The following is an 18,355-nucleotide window of genomic DNA, read 5'->3' on the forward strand; positions in this document are numbered from 1 at the left end:
TTTCTTTAGTCTTTATTACATCTTCTTTCTTAACTCCAAGAGCTTCTAGGAATTTACTGCATCTTTCATAGTAACCACCTTGTTTTAATTCTTCTAAATTTTCTCCTAAGGTTTTACCTGTAGCAGTAAGCACATCTAAGTGTAAGAATTCTTTAATTTCTTCCATTATTGCTGGTACTCCACCAGCATACCAGAAGTATGCTCCTGGGTAAAATCCACTTGGTCTTATGTTTAGTATATATGGTATTTTTCTGTGAATTTCATCAAATAACTCTGGTTCTATTTCTATTCCTAACTCATGTGCAATAGCTGGAATGTGAAGTAAACTGTTACTTGACCCTGCAATAGCTGCATGTACCATTATAGCGTTTTCAAAAGCTTTTTTAGTCATTATTTCAGATGGTTTAATATTCTTCTCTACAAGCTTAAGAGCATGCTCTCCTGCATGTCTTGCTGCTATTTTAATTTCATCTAAAGTAACTGGTATTAATGCTGTTCCTGGTAGAGCAATCCCTAAGGCTTCAGCCATTACCTGCATTGTTGAAGCCGTTCCCATAAATGAGCAAGCTCCGCAACTCGGACAAGCATTGTGTTTATAGTAAGTATACTGTTTCCCAGTTATTTCTCCTCTTTCATGTTGAGCATGATATTTTCCTATTTGCTCTAGTGTAAGCATATTTGGACCAGCATTCATAATTCCACCAGGTACTAGTACTGCTGGCATATCAAGTCTAGCAATAGCCATAAGGTGAGCTGGCATAGACTTATCACAGCTTGCTATAAACACTCCTGCATCAAAGGGGGTAGCTTGTACTTGTATTTCAATCATATTTGCCATCATTTCCCTTGAAGGAAGTGAAAAATTCATTCCATCATGTCCTTGAGCTTCTCCATCACATATGTCTGTAACAAAGTATTTAGCAGCTCTTCCTCCATTCTCATTTACTCCTTTAAATGCTTCTTCTACTAAAACATCTAAATGAGCGCTGCCTGGATGACTGTGTCCAAAACTACTTTCTACTATTATTTGTGGCTTTTCAAGATCTTCTACTTTCCAGCCTGATCCTAATCTTAAAGAATCAAGTTCTGGTGCCTTTTCTCTTAATTCTTGACTTTTTAACATTTATAAATCACCTCGTAATATTTTTTACTTGTATTACATCTTAGATTAACATTTGTTGTAATATAAACTTTTATATCGTTTTCACTTGTATTACAACTTACTTATATATTACTATGAAAACGATTGATAGTCAATACTTTTTTCGATATATAAAAATAGGTTTTGTATATCGAAACACCGATATATTACACCGGTAAGTTTTTATAAATAAATGTATATACATAATATATTATTTATTTAAATTAACATTTGTTGTAATATAAGCTTTTATGTCATTTTTAATTGTATTACAACTCACTTATATATTACTATAAAAACGTTTATAGTAAACATCTATTTTTTTGATATACAAAAATAAATTTTGCATAGTAAAACGCCCTTGTAATACAATTTGTACTGCAAGGGCGTTTTAGTTCTTAATTTATTGTAACTTTTATTTATATTTCATAGTTTTTATATCTTTTATAGTTCTTTGTAAATGTCTTACCATATAAATATCTGCTAATTCAGAGTCTCTATTTTTTATAGCATCTAAAATAAGTTTATGTTCATTAAGTCCACCAGAAGGTCCTAATGTTTTATATAAGACCCTTTGATGATATTCTAATAAATTTCTCAATATCTCATTTACTTTTATAATTAGAGAATTACTACTACCTTCTGCAATCTTCATATGAAAATTTAAATCTTCCTCTGTAAATTTCTCAATATCCTGTCGATAATTAATCATTCTTTCATAACTTTCTTCAATTTCCTTTATTGTATTATCGCTGCACTTTTCTGCACACATACTAGCAGTTTTTGGTTCTGTAATAAGTCTAAATTCAAGAATATCTAAATAGTTATCCTTGTCTAATGTTATCATAGGTATTAAGCTATTCAAGTAAATAGATGGTTTTAAGTCATTTACAAAGGTCCCTTCTCCCTGACGCTTGCTTATAATGTTAAGAGTAGCCAGTTTCTCTATAGCCTCCCTTACAGACACCCTGCTAACATTTAATTCCTTACACAACTGAGGCTCTGACATAATCTTTTCACCAGGTTTCCATTCACCGTTAAATATTTTCTCTTGTATTGTTTTAAAAACTTTATCGCTTGTTTTAACCTCTTTCATGTTCTATTCTCCTATCTAAAGTGTCAAAATACATTTTAGTACATTATATCTAAAATTAAAAAAATAAAAAAGACATATAGTGATTTAATACGAACTCAATAAGAAGTATTAATCATACTATATGTCTTTTCATCCTTAGGCATCTTCAAAAATAACTTGTTATTTTTGAAGACATCTAAATATTTCTATCGTTGTACGCTTCCAGAAACATTTCCATTTACAAGCTGCATTATTTCACTTTCTGTAACTAAATTAGCATCTCCCTCAACAGTATGTTTTAAGACCCCAGCAGCTACGCCAAACTCTAAAGCATCCTTATGATTTTCTCCTTGTACTAATTTATATATTAATCCTGCAGCAAATGCATCTCCAGCCCCTACCCTATCTTGAATTGTAAAATCATATTTCTTTGATTGATATATTTCATTTCCATCATAAATAATAGCTGATAATGCATTATGACTAGCAGAATAGTTCTCTCTTAAAGTTGATACCATATATTTTATATTGAATTTTTCTCTCATTTTACTAAATACATTTACAAATCTCTCAAGATTTACTTCTTCTTTTGTAAAGTCAGCAACCTTATATTCGCCTTTTTCTTCCTCTATACTGCTTAACCATCCAAAGCAAACATCTACATTTTGTAATAAATTAGGCATTACTTTTTGAAATTCTTCGTAACTCCAAAGTTGTTTCCTATAGTTTAAATCTAAACTTATAGGCACACCATGATTTTTAGCTGCTTCAGCAGCTTTTTCCGCAAGTTTTATACAGTTTTGTCCTAAAGCTGGTGTAATTCCGGAAAAATGGAACCAATCAGCATCTTTGAATATTTCATCAAAGTCTATTTTATCTGCATCTACCTGCGTTATGGCTGAGTTTGCTCTATCGTAAACAACCTTAGATGGTCTTACAGAATTACCTTTTTCAAAGTAATATATTCCTACTCTGTCTCCATCTCTCACTACAAGATCTGTATTTACTCCATATCTGTTTAAATAATTAAGAGCACTCTGTCCAATTGGATTATCAGGTACCTGAGATAGGAAATAAGAATCCAATCCTAATGTTGCTAAAGATACCGCAACATTTGCTTCTGCTCCACCATATACTATTTCAAAAGATTCCGCTTGAGTAAATCTCTCATATCCTGGTGTAGACAATCTAAGCAATAATTCTCCCATAGTTACTACTTTTTTTGCCATAAAAGTCTCCTCCTAAAGTTATTTACTTCTAGCTTCTTTTACTTTTGATACAAACTGCTTTGCAGTTTCAGTTATTGATTCGTAGTCTCCAGTTACTGCTCCTGCAGTAAGTTTGCCACCTACTCCAACTGCAATACATCCATTTTTAATCCATTGATCAACATTTTCTAAACTAACTCCACCAGTTGGCATAATAGGAACTTGTGGAAGTGGTGCTTTTACATCTTTTATAAAACTTGGACCAAATGCACTTCCTGGGAATAGTTTTATAACATCTGTACCAGCTTCCATCGCTCTTATCATTTCTGTTATTGTCATACATCCAGCCATATATGGAATTTGATATCTATTACAAAGCTTAGCTGTTTCTAAATCAAACCCTGGACTTACAATGTATTGAGCTCCAGCAAGTATTGCTATTCTTGCAGTTTCGCTATCAAGCACAGTTCCAGCTCCAACTATTAATTCTTCTTTAGTAAATTTTTCTTTTAAAGTACTTATTACTTTATCTGCATTAGGTACTGTAAAAGTAACTTCTATAGCTGGTATTCCACCTTCTATACAAGCCTTAGAAATTTTTTCTGCCATTTCTGCATTTTCAGCTCTAACTACTGCTACTACCCCAACCTCTTCAATTCTTCTCAATGTTTCTAACTTTTCGATCATAACTAATCCTCCTAGTATACTATTAAATTTTTTAACAATTAAAATATGAATCAATAAATTAATCTATACTATACTTAGTATAAATTATGTAAATAATTTATATTTAATTTCATAAGATCAAATATAAATTTCACTTTAAATACGTCTTTTCTATTTCATTATACAAAATTATGTTTCACATATCAAAACCATTATACACTGTTATTCATCATAATTAATTAAATACTATGCTATAGTTAGCATTTCCTCTAAAATACTATTGAACATTTAAATGTATGTAATATTTAATTTGGGCACAACTTTGTCTTAACTTTACCCATACAAAAAAACTTGGCTACTTATAAAACGTAACCAAGCTCTCTAGAAATATTCTTAGCATATTCTATGACCAATTTTGAAAACTGCTCTATTTTATCCTCTGTAAAACTTATTATAGATCCAGATATGCTAATAGCTCCACAAATCTTACCACTATAATCAAATACAGATGCAGCAACACATCTTATACCAATTTCATTTTCCTGTTCATCAATAGCATATCCTTTCTTTTTTATCAACTTTATGTGCTCTTTAAACTTTTCAAAATCAACTATAGTATTTTCTGTATATTTTTTTATATCACTATTTTCCCAAATCTCTCTAACTTCCTCTTTATTCATATGGGAAATCATTGACTTACCAACAGCAGTACAATAAACGGGACTTCTTTTTCCTATTCTTGAATACATTCTTATAGTATTCTGTGATTCAACCTTTGCAACATATACAATCTCCACTCCATCTCTCACTACTAAATGTACTACTTCATTGGTTTTTTCCATTATCTCCTGTAAATACGGCCTTGCCACAGTAACAATATTCATTTTTTCTACTTTTTTATTCCCAAGCTCAAATAGCTTCAATGTTAACTTATACCTATTAGTTATTTCATTTTGTTCAACATATCCTTTAAATATTAATGTACTTAAAAGTCTATGCACTGTACTTTTATGCAATTTTACTTTTTCACTAATTTCTGTAATTCCTAATCCATTTTCATAATCTGATAACACTTCTAAAATTGATAATGATCTATCTACTGATTGTACAACTTCTTGCATCTTTATACTTCCTCTCCTATGATATACACATTATATTATATTTAATAAATAAAAAATAAAAAAGGGGGTATATTGAATTACTTACATAAATATATTTTTGCAATAATATTCAAAAAGTGTTATTTTATTTATAAAATAATACTTTATCCTAATTAATAATTTTAGTGGAGGGATATTATGAGCAAACCAAAAGTATTTATTGCAAAGCCTATACCTAGACATGTAGAGAATTATATTGCACAATATTGTGATTATAGAAAATGGGATTTTAATGAGGAAATCCCTAAGGAAAAACTATTTAAAGAGTTACTAGATGCAGAAGGACTTTTAACAGCCGGTAGCAAAATTGATGAAGAACTAATATCACATGCACCAAAGCTAAAGGTAGTAAGTAACCTCTCTGTTGGCTATAATAATTTTGACATAAATGCTATGAAAACAAGAAATATCTTAGGAACTAATACACCTTATGTACTTAATGATACTGTAGCTGATTTAGCTTTTGCACTTATTTTATCTTCAGCCAGACGAATCTCTGAACTAGATTTATATGTAAAACAAGGAAAATGGGAAGAAGAAGTTAACGAAAATTTGTTTGGTATAGATGTACACCATTCTAAACTAGGAATTATAGGTATGGGTAGAATAGGGGAGGCCATCGCAAAACGAGGTAAACTTGGATTCGATATGGATGTACTTTACTACAATAGAAGTCCAAAGTCCCATGTAGAAGAAAAATTAGGTGTAAAGTATACTAGCTTAGAAATCCTTCTAAAAGAATCAGACTTTATAGTGCTAATGACACCGTTGACAAAAGATACCTATAATTTAATTGATTATAAAGAGTTTGATTTAATGAAAAAATCTGCTATTTTTATAAATGTTTCTAGAGGCCAAACAGTAAATGAAGAAGCGTTAGTACATGCTCTAAGAAATAAAAAAATTCTAGCAGCAGCACTTGATGTATATAATACAGAACCTGTAAACCTAGATAACCCTCTTCTAAAAATGCCTAATGTAGTAACTGTACCTCATATTGGCTCAGCTACATCTAAAACTCGCTTTGATATGGCTATGACAGCAGCACAAAACTTAGTTAAAGCTGTGTTGGGAGAAATACCGCCTGATTTAGTACCTGAGCTTAAAAAACTATAAATCTTTAGATTTAGTTTTTAATGTTCATAAAATCAGCACTGTTGCATCTTTTGTATTATAGATAAGCATGCCCTAAATTTAACTCATACGACCGGATATATTGCCATTTTTCGTCACGTTAAATATTTTTGATTAGTCTAAAGCTCCAATTTAAGCAGACATACAAAATCTATGATTTTGATATGGTCGCTTACTCTGTGAGTACTCCTCTGACGAAAGGAAGAGGATTTTCATATAAAAACTTTAGAATGACTAAAAGTTTTTAACGTGCCTAAGTTTAGCAGCATATTCGGTGGTATAAGTTAAATTTCTGCCATAGTTATATATATAAATACTGTAAAAAATACGAAATATCTAAACTTATAATGAATATAGTATTATACAAATAATTTTTGGTGGGATAATCATTGATTGAGATTAACTATGGAGAGCTAGATCTTTCAACTTTATTTTTAAGAAGCAGCACTTATACTAACTCCTTAACAGTTATGGATAAGGTATTTTCACCTAGGCTACTAAAAATTTCTTATCCTTTTATAACTAACCACAATGACATTGAACTTCAAAACCGCCTTAATAAGGCGCTTGATAGCTTCCTATGGAATTTTATTATAGAACAAATTTCTCTTTATGAGGAAGATTCTAATGTTTCTAGTATTACAGCTACCTATAAAATATTTATGAATCAAAATAATGTCATTAGTATTCTATATAACTTATATACTCATTTACATGAGTCTTCTAGTAATATCACTGTATTAAAATCAATCACATTAAATACTTCCACGGTGACAGTATACTATCTAAAAGATTTGTTCAAACAAAATTCTAGTTATCAAAATATACTAAGCAATATAATAAAAAAACAAATTAAAAGCAGGAACATTTCTTTGATTAAGGAATATGATGGTGTGAAAGATACCACACAGTTTTATTTAACTCCTTCATCAATAGTTATTTATTATGGAGTATACGAGTATACCGCCTATGCAGGGAGCCCTCTCATATTTGAGATACCTTATAAAGAAATATCAAATATTTTGATTCCTAACTTTTCGGCTAAAGTATATTCTTCATATGGTATAAGCAGTCAAAATACATCTCAAAAGGATGATATCAACGTAATGAAAACAGCTCTTAATTTATTTAAAAATGCTTTAGAGGAATTTGCTGCGTATTCACCAGAAGAAGCTGCTCTTCTTTGGGCAAAAGGAGTAAAAACACGAAATGGTGCTCTCCAGTATTCTGTACTAAATAATAGTTTAAAATATAAAATGAAAAAATGCCTAAAACATACAAATTGGATTACAGGCTCCTCAAGTCCCTGGGTGGATACCTATGATATTATTGAAACTAAAAAAATTGATTCTATAACCTACAAAGTTATAATAAACTTTCATTTAGTTTCTCATAACTATGATGCTGGTTATGTTAGTGCTAATCTAACTGTTGAAAAGAAAGGCAATCACTGGCTTATAGCTAACATAAAATAAAAATTAAGGCATATAACAGAATCAACTCTGTTATATGCCTTAATATTTCTCCATTTGTTATAAAGCAGGAATGTCTGATTAACCGATTCGCACCAAATCACGGATTTGAGCTCTCTGCTTATCTTACAACTTTTGTAATTTGAAACATATCATCAAGTACTTGCCAATTTTGTGGGAACGGTTGAGCCAGTACCCAATAACTTACACCTCTTAATCCATACTCACTGGCTAACTTATATTTAGCTTCAACACTTCTTGCATCTTCAAACCACACTACATGTTGTCTTCCTTGTTCATCTGTATAATTGTAGTAGGGTGATTGAGACTGTACGTCATATTTTATAACAGCGCCATATTTAGCTGCTCTATCTATAGCCTCTTGGTTCCCTATAGCTTCAGCAAATTCTCCTCCAGGTGTGTATGGCAATGTCCAATCATAGCCATATAGAGCCATTCCCATCATAATTTTTTTAGGAGGTATAACAGATACTGCATAGTTAATAACCTTCCTAACTTCATTAAGAGGAGCTACTGCTAGTGGAGGACCACCTGACCGTTTTAATTGCTATTATTTTAAAAAGCTCTGGTTCATTCTCCAGAGCTTTTTAATATATCCCTATTTTCCATCTTTTCATTGGTGTCCACATTTTAAATAAGTGATCATAACTTTTTTATTTCCAACCATTTTTATCATGATATAATTTAACAAAAGTAACTAATCTAAAATTTATTTCATAGTAGCTAGATAAATAAATTATCATTTCCAACCAACGTCCCTTTAATAATAGGTGCTAATTAATTTTAGTGCCTGTTATTTTTTATTTATTGTCAGACAAATAATAAAAACGAAAGTGAAGCTATTAGGAATACAATTATAGAGCTTAGGCGTAAATTTTAGTACCTATTATTTATTTGTATAAGTAGAAATTATATAATTAGAGTATTATATAATGTTATGATTATTAGGTATTATGTAACTCATATTCATCTTAAATCTCCTTTTATTAACTTCAATACTATATCATGTTATGTTTATATTGGAAAATTGTTACACAAAATTTATATTGAGATAAAAAAAGAACAACCATAAAAGGTTGAACTTTTTTATAATAATGGAGGTGCTCCAGCATCATTAATAAAAATAATGTTATAGAGAGCATTAGAGTAATAATTAGAAATTTCCTTTAATATGGTATATTCAAGATTGTTTTATTTTGTAAATATAATTACAAGAATTCAAAATAAAAATACATTAATTGATAAGAAGAGTAACTATAAAAGGTTGCTTTAACTTATAGTCGAGGCCATAATTATGAAACTTTAACACACACTTATATTATATACAAGTTAACCATATTTGTGATTATATTATAATAATGTGGTTATAATTTTAACTGATGCACTTTAATCTCCAATCATTAATTTTTGTCTTACTCCTAAAATTTATGACAAAAGCTGGCGTTATATTGCCAGCTTATTTTTTAAATAACCTTTATTTTTTTCTAAAGGTTAACCTGATATACTAAAATTTTAATATAAAACATAGAGTTATTTAAGTACTAGTTGTTTTTAGACCTAGTATCTTTAATAAAACCTTTATCAAAAAGTTATCACATGCTCTTTTATTGTTAACATTGTCAGCATAGCTATTATTGTATAGTTCGTTATTATTACATGAATATATATACCCTTCAGATGATTTAGCTGAGTTTCTTCAACCTTTTAAAACATAGTGAAGATAGTCTTCTTTTAGCATAATCCTTTGAACTCTTATAATAGCTGCATACTGAATAGTGATATATTCCCACAGTATATCTAAAGTATCCTTCTCCTTAATATTTTGTAAAAAAATAAGCACCTGGAGTTACCAAGTGCCTCTCTTAAAGGGAAGTTGCGTATATACATGTATTTATAAACTTAATGAAGATCTACAATATTATATTAAAATATAATTGTTATATAATTATGACGTAATTATTAAAAATTTGTTTAGTTTTGTAAACAAATAAGCATCAGTGGATTCTACTGATGCTTTAAATAAGGTTATGGTAAGGTATAACTTTATCCCTTAAATACATACTAATACTAAATAATGTAATATTTGTTATGATACTATTAATATTCTGTAAAGTAATAAGCACCTAGATTTCTCTAAGTGCTTTACTGTTGCCACACAGTATGTAATCCCTGCTGGCAAAATATAAATTCTTACACTATGATTTTATAATAAATAATCCCCTAAGAAAATACCACCTTTTTCCTTTTATATCCCTAATGCTTCGACTCCCCATAATAACAAACTTAATTCCTCTGTAACTGTATCTTTCCATATCTTTGGAGAACTTTTACCACATCCTAGTAATTCCTGTTTTTCTTCATTTGTCTTTTTCTGAATATAATATAGTTTAAAAGCTTTAAACTTATATTCTTCACAATTATTTATAAATCGATTTTTTAATATTTCTAATGCACTATCTATTCACATTTTTCTCTTTCAATTCGTTACTTTATCTTTCATGTCTTTTTTTATTACACATATTTAAAATATTCTTTCTCATAATATTACTGGAGGTGATACTATGAAAGATACGTCTAAAGATAAAGCTAATCCTATCACTGACTTTGTCAGCATATTTACTTCAGACTCAAAATTCAATGAGAGCTCTGGTGACGATGTAGATTATGATGAAATACACTTAGCACCAATCAGTGATTTATTTAATAACGATGATGAATCAAAATCTGAAAAGTAGTACTTTAAATTGGGGCACGCAGCCCCTTATTTAGCTTATCTACCATTCCAGCTAACCTTATCAACACGACTATTTGCATATCCTTCTGTTATTGTAATAGCTCCCTCATGTTGTTCAACTACTAAAATATCTACAGCTCTACATGATTGTTCATTAACTTCTTTATAAATAATTTTATCCGTGTCTATAAAAGCATCTCTTACAAACTCATTCCATATGTTATCTAATCTGTTCATCAATTTTCCTCCTATTTTTATTAAGGTGCTAATTTCACTTTTGCTTATTGTGCAATTCCTTTAAGATCGTCTTTGGAAGTCTCCCTAATATATTCCTCATATAGGACTTTCATAAGTTTTTCTTTAGCAGCTTGAAGTCTTTCAGGATTCATGATTACTACTTTTACTTGCTCATCTTTTCTTTTTGCCACCTAAATCACCTATAAAAATATTTATATTATAATATGATGATAGTCTTACACTTGTTACTAACAATTGTAGTTAAGTAAGATTTTCACGTTCTACATTTTACACTATCAGCGTAACATTTTATAATATCATCATAAACACAAGGAGGTTGTAATCATGAAAATATCAAAGAAGGTAAGAGATTTAAGAAAACAAAATAATTTAACTCTTAAAGAACTTTCTGAAAAAAGTGGTCTTTCAGTTTCTTTTATTTCTGATATCGAAAATGAAAGACGTAACCCAAGTATCGAAAAGTTACAAGACTTAGCTAAAGCTCTCGGTGTATCTGCTGATGAGTTTTTGAAAGATGATACTAATGAAAATATGAATATTCCAAAAGAATATACAGATAAGTATACAATCACAAAGAGAGATTTAAACCAGCATGATAACGTATTAGAACATGCTCAAACTTTCATGATGGATGATACAGTTGACGAAAAAGATAAAGAAAAATTATTTGAGAGAGTAAATAAACTTTACTGGAAAGCAAAGGCAAATAATAAAGAAAAATACGGTAAGAAAAAAGATAAAGAATAAAACGTGGTGTTTTTATTTATAGTTATAAATTCTAATTTAAGTGAAGAAAACAGACACATTGTATTAGCGATTCACATAAAAAAATGATTTAAGGAGCTGTTATAGTAAAATGCGGATTGCAATATATAGTAGAAAATCCATTGAAACAGATACTGGTGAAAGTATTAAAAATCAAATAGCAATATGTAAAAGATATTTTGAAAGAGAAAATGAAGAATGTAAGTTTGAAATATTTGAGGATGAAGGATTTTCTGGAGGAAACACTAATAGACCAGATTTTAAGCGTATGATGGAACTTGTTAAAGCTAAACAGTTTGATGCAGTAGCAGTTTATAAGATTGATCGTATTGCAAGAAACATAGTTGATTTTGTTAATACATATGACGAATTAGAAAAGTTAAATGTAAAGCTTGTATCAGTGACGGAAGGTTTTGATCCTTCAACGCCGATAGGCAAAATGATGATGATGTTATTGGCTAGTTTTGCTGAAATGGAAAGAATGAATATAGCTCAACGTGTTAAAGATAATATGAAAGAGCTTGCTAAATTAGGCCGTTGGAGTGGTGGAACTGCACCAACCGGTTATACAGTTGAGAAAATTCAGGAAGATAATAAAACATTTGCATACTTAAAGTTAATACATAGTGAAGCTAACAACATCAGAGAAATATTCTTGAAATACTCTCAAGGTTATACAGCTTTTGATATATCAAAGTATTTTGAATGTAAAGGGGTTTCTTATAAACCACAAACTATATATGGAATACTGACTAATCCAACATATTTAAAATCCTCAGAAGAAAGCATAAAGTATTTGCAGAATCAGGGTTATACTGTATATGGTCAACCAAATGGTTGTGGGTTTTTACCTTATAATCGTAGACCGAGAAAAAATGGCATAAAATCATGGAAAGATAAAAGTATGCTAGTTGGAGTATCGAAACATGAAACTGTTGTTGATTTGGACCTATGGATCTTAGTCCAAGAACAACTTGAGAAAAAAACTGTAGAACCCCATCCACATGAAAGTCAATTTTCATTTTTAACTGGGGGAATCATGAAATGTAAATGTGGTGGTGGTTTAGGTGTTGCCCCTAGTATAAAAAGAAAGGATGGTACGAGGAGATATTATTTTATCTGTAGAAGTAACAGATACCGAGAAAGCGACTGTAAAAATCTTTCTATAAGAGTTGAAAAAGCAGAAAAAGAAGTAGAGGATTTTTTACAAAGTATATGCGATAAAAAAATATTAAGTGAGTATGTAAAGAAAAATAAAAAGACTACAAATATAGATGATGAAATTAAAGCTATAAACAAAAAAATATCTGAAAATAAAAAAGCTATGGATAGTTTGATAGATAAATTAATACTACTATCAAATGAAGCTGCTAAAGAAGTTGCTAAAAGAATTGAGGAAATGACTAAAAATAATAACACCTTAAAAGAAGAATTATTAAAACTAGAAAGAGAAAGACTCTTTAATGAAGTTTATAATATTAATATTGATACATTATATATAAGTATTAAACAGTTTTTGAATGCTAAGACATTAGAAGATAAAAGAAGGTTAATAAAGCTTATAGTTGACAGAATAGTGTGGGATTCAGATAAAAATGAATTGCAGGTTTTTTTGACTTAGAGCGATAGCAATTATTTTGATCTGCACCACCTGACCATCCCCATTCGTAAGTCATAATTACAACAAAATCCACAATCTGCCCATGAGCTCTGTAATCATGTGCCCCGTGCCATGATCCAGTGGTTACATCATAAGTCTTAGGTGCCAACGCAGTTCCTACAACATAGTTTGGATGTAGTCTTTCTACTAGTTTCCTTAAAAAATCATTGTATTTTTGTCTGTCTGCTGGTGGAATTCTCTCAAAATCTATTATTACACCATAGTAACCCTTACCTCTCAAAAGTCCTAAAATATTGTTTATTACTGTTTGTTGTAATAAGTTATCATTAAGAATACGACTAACAAGGTTAGTATCAAAATTAGCACCAGATATGTTAGTAACAGACAACATTGGTGCAACTCTATTAGCCTTTGCCACTTGTAATATAGTCGCATCGTTAAGTGGAGTTAAACTACCATCAGCATTTACTTGATGACTAAATGGCGTAATATAAGTTAGATATGGTATTCCCTCCGCCATAACTCTTCTCTCTCTTTCTGGGGTTGATGGTTGTATAAATGCGTTAACTTCAATATAGCCGTAATTCTTTGATTTTTCTGGAATTCTTATAATCTGTCCTGGAGAGATAGTATATGGACTAGAAAGATTATTTAACCTAATAATACTTTCAACTGATACGCCAAATCTTTTTGCTATAGAATATATACTATCTCCTGGCCGTACCCTATACGCACTTTCTCTTGATGGAATGACTAGAGTTTGACCAACAACCAATTTTGAAGCTTCACTAATTCCATTAGCCCTAATAATGCTTTCAGGTGTTACACCAAAAGCTCTTGATATAGACCATATAGAGTCTCCAGATTTAACCACATATATTTTCAATAAATCTACCTTCTTTTACATACTATCAATAATCAGTATATTCATATCCTAAATTTAGGTTCAATAAAATCTATATAAATATTACTATATTTTAATCCAATATTCTAATGCAATTTCCTCCTTTTAAATAAACGTTTTATATGATATTATATGAATAAATTGATTTAATTTCACATTTAATGCATATTTATTTATCTAAGTAATTGCCTCATGTATTACGCACAAATCATTTGCAACACATATTTTTCTTAAAATACATAGCTATATAGTAAAATATACTTCTATCAATAACTAATATACTAAGAGGAGGTAAATATCTTTATGTAAGATATTATTGTACATATGGACAAAGAAATCGAAAGATTAATTAATAGTTATGGTAATGAAGTTTTAAAAATTGCTTACATATATCTTAAGGACAGGCATCTAGCTGAAGATATTTTTCAAGAGGTTTTTGTTAAGGTATACAAAAATTATGAAAAATTTCGTGGAAAGAGCAGCGAAAAAACATGGATTTTAACTATTACTATAAATACCTGCAAAGATGCATTACGAAGTTCCTGGCTTAAGAAAGTTTTCATGTTTAAAGATGCTGAAAAAGACACTATAGATGCTCTACCTAGTGTGGAAGAGTTAGAAAATAGTGTAATCAAACAAATACAACATAAACAATTGCTAACACATATTATGAATTTACCTAGTAAATATAAAGAAATAATACTTCTTTATTATTATGAACACATGTCTACTTTTGAAATCAGCAAAATACTAAAAATACCAGAGGGTACTGTGAGAAGTAGACTGTTTAGAGCTAGGGAAATATTGAAATATGATATAGATGGGAAGATAGAATATGAAGGATAATATACGAGATATAAAAGAAATTATAGATTTAACTCTTAATGACATCTATGTCACGGACAATCTAAAAAATAAAACCCTAAAAGCTTGTACTATTGAAAGGAAACCTAAGTTAAAACCATATATTGTTGCGGCAGCCTCAGCAGCCTTTATAACTTTATCAATAGTAGGGTACCAACAATTTTATAATAGAGATATTAATCCTTCTCAAAAATTAAGCCAAGCTTTTACTAAATCAACTAGTAAGGATATTAAAGATAAATCAGACAATAAGGTTGTTAAAAATCAGCCAAATAACACATATGATAACAAAACTAACGTAGATGCAAATAATATAATCCCTTACGACAAACAAGTAGTATATAATAAAGATAAAAATGAAGCTATAACAAATAATCATAACAACACTACAGCACCTTTGCCTAATACTAACAAAGATACTAAGACAACAATTAATAAAACTGAAAATCAACAAAGTAACACTACAAATGTATCACCACCAGTTGATACTAAGCCTGATATTACCACTGCCGTTTCAGATAAACTAAAACAAGATCCGCTAATTCAGGATAAAGTTGCTAACATTAACGATACTTCACTTTCTTCTATGGCGGAAGGATTACCATCTATAACAAAGAATTCTACAGATATATCAGGTACAATTTCCAACTCCTCTGTGTCGCACATGGTTTCTCCAAGTACTGCAGAAGCTGAAAATTATTGGGGAGATAAACTATCTTTACCTTCCTATGTACCAAAGGATTTTGAACTTACTGATATATATATTCCTAAAAATGATTCTAAAGAAAAATATGTAAAACTTACATATAGCTTTAAAAATAACTATTTTAAATTACTTGAGAATAAAAGTACAACTTATAGTGGTAACGGAAAGACTATAGATATAAATGGTGCTAAAGGTTATGTTACACAAAATAAAGATGATAGCAACCCCAATAGTACTATTACTCAAATATGTTGGAACAAGAATAATATTCAATTTAGTATCACTGGCAATATCCCTGAAGATGATTTAATAAATATTTGTAACTCAATTAAATAATAATTTTTTATAACTTTATGAAGCAAAATGATAGAATCTATCGTCTATACTAATATAAAAAACTTAATAATTGCAAACTAGGAGGTTTTATCATTGAATAAAAAGCTAGTGTTATGCCTTACTTTAGCTTTAATATTAAATGGTATACAGATTACCCAAAAGAAAGTTAAAGCTGAGCAAAATCAACCTATAACCTTAAATCAAGGAATAATGTATCATAAAGTTAACTTTGAACCTATTAGTAATATAGATACCTTGCAGCATATGAAGGATATTATAAACACTTATAAAGAGAAACAAGGTTTTATATCCTATTATGATGACTCATCTGGATATTATTATATTGCCATTATGTATGGCTTAAAACCTAGTGGAGGTTACTCCATAAATGTAAAATCTGTAGAAGATATTGAAGGTAAAACCAAAATACTTGTTGAAGAAAAAGAACCTGCTCCTGGAACTATGATTCCTATGGTGGTAACCTACCCCTACACTGTAATAAAAGTCACAGGTATAACTAGTAATATAACGGTTGAAAGTACTTCTGGAACTACTTACACTAATTATAGTGAATATGTAAAAAAAGTAGACATGTCTCAATTGACAGATAAACATTGGAAGGACTTAAAAAGTTATAATAATGTATCAACAAATAAACAATGGACGATTAAATTTAATAAACCTGTTATGGAGGAAAATGTAAACAGCCTCAATATATATGTAGTTGACCACCAAGGTAACAAAGTAGCTGCTAAGTTATTATTAGATAAAGATAAAAAATCAGTTATAGTTATTCCAGTTAACCACTATGACTTTAACCAAAGCTACTACTTATTTATATCCAATAGTAAAAATTCACCTTATGCTAATACTATAAAAGGATTTAGAATGCAGTTTACCACAAAGAGTGATGTATAGAATTAAAGCAGAGGTTATATCACCACACCTCTGCTCATTTTACATACAAAAATTCTACCGGCATATTTCTGCTATTATCCTTTGTTCAATTTTATTATATGTATGGGCTTATGCTATGTTACCAATTTAATAGAAAATTCATAACTTCTAATTAAATATTATACATAATATTTAATTAGAGGTTATTTTATATTTATGTTATAATTATAACCTGTCCTAATATTAAATCATAAAAGTATTCTATGGCGTATTTAACGCTTAAATATATATAAATGTCATGGAGGGATATTTTTGAATAAAATCAATAAAATATTTTCCATTAGTTTGCTATCAATATTAGTTTTAAATAAACCTGTGTTAGCAGATCCCACACCTACTAACATTCAAGACCTACAAGTTAAGATTCAAAATATGGAAAGCGATATAGAAAAAATGGATAATCAGATACAAATAGTTCTAAATCAGATAGATGAAAACCAAAAGCAAATTGCTGCCGCTGAAAAAGAAATAACCGATACTGAAAAAAGCTTAAAAAATACACAGGATGACCTAAAGAGCAAAGAAGATCTTTTTAATCAGAGAGTTAGATCTTCTTACATTACGGGAACAGATGGTTATTTCAAGGTGTTGATAGATTCCTCTAATTTAGATGATTTTTTGTCTAGAATAGATTTTATACGAAGAGTTTTAGTTTTTGATAATGATATTATAGATAGTTTGGAAAACAAGGAAAATGAAATATCCTCTAAGAAAAAAAGTTTACAAGATAAAAGAAATAAATTATTATCCCTAAAGACTGATAACGAAAGCAAGCTTTCTAAATTAAATGCTGATAAAGATAGTGAAAAGAAATTAATAGATTCCTTGATAGAGCAAGAGCTTTTATACCAACAGCAAATTTTACAAAATTCTTTAGGAAGTGATGGTCAAATAAATACCTCTTTAAAACAGTTGGAAGAATTAAGAAAGTCTTTTGCATCAGCTGATTTAACTAAGGGAGCCATACCATTTTCTAAAGATGCAGTTATAGCCTATGCTTCTACTTTTTTAGGAACAACTTATGTATGGGGTGGCACAACTCCATCTCCTGGTTTTGATTGCTCTGGTTTTCTTCAATATGTATATGCTAAATTTGGAGTAACAATTGGCCGAACAACTTATGACCAAATTAAAGATGGCACAGAAGTTCCTATGGACAAACTTCAACCTGGTGACTTAATTTTCTTTGGTACATGGGCTGACCCTCATCATGTTGGTATGTACATAGGAAACGGAAACTATATTCATGCTCCACATACTGGTGATGTTATTAAGATTTCAGCTCTAGGTAGAAGTGACTATTTGACAGCAAGAAGAGTTAAATAACTGCACT

17 protein-coding genes and 1 pseudogene are annotated in these 18,355 nt (G+C 29.8%); 9 read left to right on the forward strand and 9 right to left on the reverse strand.

The window, feature by feature from the left end; translation table 11 throughout:
* The 5 genes from HGI79_RS16495 to HGI79_RS16515 all read right to left on the reverse strand — a co-directional run.
* Positions 1-1,123, reverse strand: a 1,123-nt coding sequence (locus HGI79_RS16495; RefSeq protein WP_185651783.1) for a dihydroxy-acid dehydratase, incomplete at its 3' end; no start/stop codon positions are given.
* Between the two features lie 433 nt (positions 1,124-1,556).
* Entirely contained in the window at positions 1,557-2,237 is a 681-nt protein-coding gene (locus HGI79_RS16500) for a FadR/GntR family transcriptional regulator (RefSeq protein WP_185651784.1), read from the reverse strand.
* 185 nt (positions 2,238-2,422) lie between these two features.
* Positions 2,423-3,445, reverse strand: coding sequence for a sugar kinase (locus tag HGI79_RS16505; protein WP_185651785.1), 1,023 nt, complete (start codon positions 3,443-3,445; stop codon positions 2,423-2,425).
* Positions 3,446-3,463: 18 nt separating this feature from the next.
* Positions 3,464-4,111: a bifunctional 4-hydroxy-2-oxoglutarate aldolase/2-dehydro-3-deoxy-phosphogluconate aldolase gene (locus HGI79_RS16510; RefSeq protein ID WP_185651786.1), complete on the reverse strand. Its 648-nt coding sequence runs from the start codon at positions 4,109-4,111 to the stop codon at positions 3,464-3,466.
* Positions 4,112-4,449: 338 nt separating this feature from the next.
* Entirely contained in the window at positions 4,450-5,211 is a 762-nt protein-coding gene (locus HGI79_RS16515) for an IclR family transcriptional regulator (RefSeq protein ID WP_185651787.1), read from the reverse strand.
* A 177-nt stretch (positions 5,212-5,388) separates the two neighbouring features.
* On the opposite strand from HGI79_RS16515, the gene HGI79_RS16520 reads away from it, so the two are divergent.
* Both HGI79_RS16520 and HGI79_RS16525 read left to right on the forward strand, forming a co-directional pair.
* On the forward strand, positions 5,389-6,366 hold the full coding sequence (locus HGI79_RS16520; protein WP_185651788.1) for a D-glycerate dehydrogenase: 978 nt from the start codon (positions 5,389-5,391) through the stop codon (positions 6,364-6,366).
* 407 nt (positions 6,367-6,773) lie between these two features.
* Positions 6,774-7,859, forward strand: a complete 1,086-nt coding sequence (locus HGI79_RS16525; protein WP_185651789.1) for a DUF3298 and DUF4163 domain-containing protein — start codon at positions 6,774-6,776, stop codon at positions 7,857-7,859.
* A 118-nt stretch (positions 7,860-7,977) separates the two neighbouring features.
* Here the strand turns inward: HGI79_RS16525 and HGI79_RS16530 are convergent.
* A pseudogene (locus HGI79_RS16530) lies at positions 7,978-8,412 on the reverse strand (glycosyl hydrolase family 18 protein); the annotation flags it as partial.
* Positions 8,413-10,438: 2,026 nt separating this feature from the next.
* On the opposite strand from HGI79_RS16530, the gene HGI79_RS16535 reads away from it, so the two are divergent.
* Positions 10,439-10,612 carry a hypothetical protein gene (locus HGI79_RS16535; protein WP_185651790.1) on the forward strand — a complete coding sequence of 58 codons (174 nt, stop codon included), beginning with the start codon at positions 10,439-10,441 and terminating at the stop codon, positions 10,610-10,612.
* 35 nt (positions 10,613-10,647) lie between these two features.
* Here HGI79_RS16535 and HGI79_RS16540 read toward each other — a convergent pair whose 3' ends face one another.
* Together HGI79_RS16540 and HGI79_RS16545 are read right to left on the reverse strand one after the other, a co-directional pair.
* Positions 10,648-10,848: a hypothetical protein gene (locus HGI79_RS16540; RefSeq protein WP_185651791.1), complete on the reverse strand. Its 201-nt coding sequence runs from the start codon at positions 10,846-10,848 to the stop codon at positions 10,648-10,650.
* 44 nt (positions 10,849-10,892) lie between these two features.
* Entirely contained in the window at positions 10,893-11,039 is a 147-nt protein-coding gene (locus HGI79_RS16545) for a hypothetical protein (protein WP_185651792.1), read from the reverse strand.
* 154 nt (positions 11,040-11,193) lie between these two features.
* Between HGI79_RS16545 and HGI79_RS16550 the strand changes: the two genes are divergently transcribed.
* Both HGI79_RS16550 and HGI79_RS16555 read left to right on the forward strand, forming a co-directional pair.
* The gene (locus HGI79_RS16550) at positions 11,194-11,616 is read left to right on the forward strand and encodes a helix-turn-helix domain-containing protein (protein WP_185651793.1); all 423 of its coding nucleotides are present in this window, start codon (positions 11,194-11,196) and stop codon (positions 11,614-11,616) included.
* Between the two features lie 109 nt (positions 11,617-11,725).
* Positions 11,726-13,255 carry a recombinase family protein gene (locus HGI79_RS16555; RefSeq protein ID WP_185651794.1) on the forward strand — a complete coding sequence of 510 codons (1,530 nt, stop codon included), beginning with the start codon at positions 11,726-11,728 and terminating at the stop codon, positions 13,253-13,255.
* Here HGI79_RS16555 and HGI79_RS16560 read toward each other — a convergent pair.
* Positions 13,194-14,141, reverse strand: a complete 948-nt coding sequence (locus tag HGI79_RS16560; RefSeq protein WP_241428243.1) for a LysM peptidoglycan-binding domain-containing protein — start codon at positions 14,139-14,141, stop codon at positions 13,194-13,196. The genes HGI79_RS16555 and HGI79_RS16560 overlap by 62 nt on opposite strands.
* A gap of 342 nt (positions 14,142-14,483) precedes the next feature.
* On the opposite strand from HGI79_RS16560, the gene HGI79_RS16565 reads away from it, so the two are divergent.
* From HGI79_RS16565 to HGI79_RS16580, 4 genes are all read left to right on the forward strand, one after another.
* The gene (locus HGI79_RS16565) at positions 14,484-15,005 is read left to right on the forward strand and encodes a sigma-70 family RNA polymerase sigma factor (RefSeq protein WP_185651795.1); all 522 of its coding nucleotides are present in this window, start codon (positions 14,484-14,486) and stop codon (positions 15,003-15,005) included.
* A complete protein-coding gene (locus tag HGI79_RS16570) occupies positions 14,995-16,065 on the forward strand; it encodes a DUF4367 domain-containing protein (protein ID WP_185651796.1) in 1,071 nt (356 codons plus the stop codon). The genes HGI79_RS16565 and HGI79_RS16570 overlap by 11 nt, the downstream gene beginning before the upstream one ends.
* Before the next feature lie 93 nt (positions 16,066-16,158).
* Entirely contained in the window at positions 16,159-16,983 is an 825-nt protein-coding gene (locus HGI79_RS16575; protein WP_185651797.1) for a protease complex subunit PrcB family protein, read from the forward strand.
* A 291-nt stretch (positions 16,984-17,274) separates the two neighbouring features.
* Entirely contained in the window at positions 17,275-18,348 is a 1,074-nt protein-coding gene (locus tag HGI79_RS16580) for an NlpC/P60 family protein (protein ID WP_185651798.1), read from the forward strand.
* Positions 18,349-18,355 lie beyond the last annotated feature (7 nt).

Source organism: Clostridium sp. DJ247 (assembly GCF_014231265.1).

Excerpts from the sequence above, each read along its gene's own strand:
- HGI79_RS16555 (WP_185651794.1), top strand. The coding sequence starts at position 11,726 with ATGCGGATTGCAATATATAGTAGAAAATCCATTGAAACAGATACTGGT.
- HGI79_RS16540 (WP_185651791.1), bottom strand. The coding sequence starts at position 10,848 with ATGAACAGATTAGATAACATATGGAATGAGTTTGTAAGAGATGCTTTT.
- HGI79_RS16535 (WP_185651790.1), top strand. The coding sequence starts at position 10,439 with ATGAAAGATACGTCTAAAGATAAAGCTAATCCTATCACTGACTTTGTC.
- HGI79_RS16515 (WP_185651787.1), bottom strand. The coding sequence starts at position 5,211 with ATGCAAGAAGTTGTACAATCAGTAGATAGATCATTATCAATTTTAGAA.
- HGI79_RS16505 (WP_185651785.1), bottom strand. The coding sequence starts at position 3,445 with ATGGCAAAAAAAGTAGTAACTATGGGAGAATTATTGCTTAGATTGTCT.
- HGI79_RS16570 (WP_185651796.1), top strand. The coding sequence starts at position 14,995 with ATGAAGGATAATATACGAGATATAAAAGAAATTATAGATTTAACTCTT.
- HGI79_RS16550 (WP_185651793.1), top strand. The coding sequence starts at position 11,194 with ATGAAAATATCAAAGAAGGTAAGAGATTTAAGAAAACAAAATAATTTA.
- HGI79_RS16500 (WP_185651784.1), bottom strand. The coding sequence starts at position 2,237 with ATGAAAGAGGTTAAAACAAGCGATAAAGTTTTTAAAACAATACAAGAG.
- HGI79_RS16520 (WP_185651788.1), top strand. The coding sequence starts at position 5,389 with ATGAGCAAACCAAAAGTATTTATTGCAAAGCCTATACCTAGACATGTA.
- HGI79_RS16510 (WP_185651786.1), bottom strand. The coding sequence starts at position 4,111 with ATGATCGAAAAGTTAGAAACATTGAGAAGAATTGAAGAGGTTGGGGTA.
- HGI79_RS16565 (WP_185651795.1), top strand. The coding sequence starts at position 14,484 with ATGGACAAAGAAATCGAAAGATTAATTAATAGTTATGGTAATGAAGTT.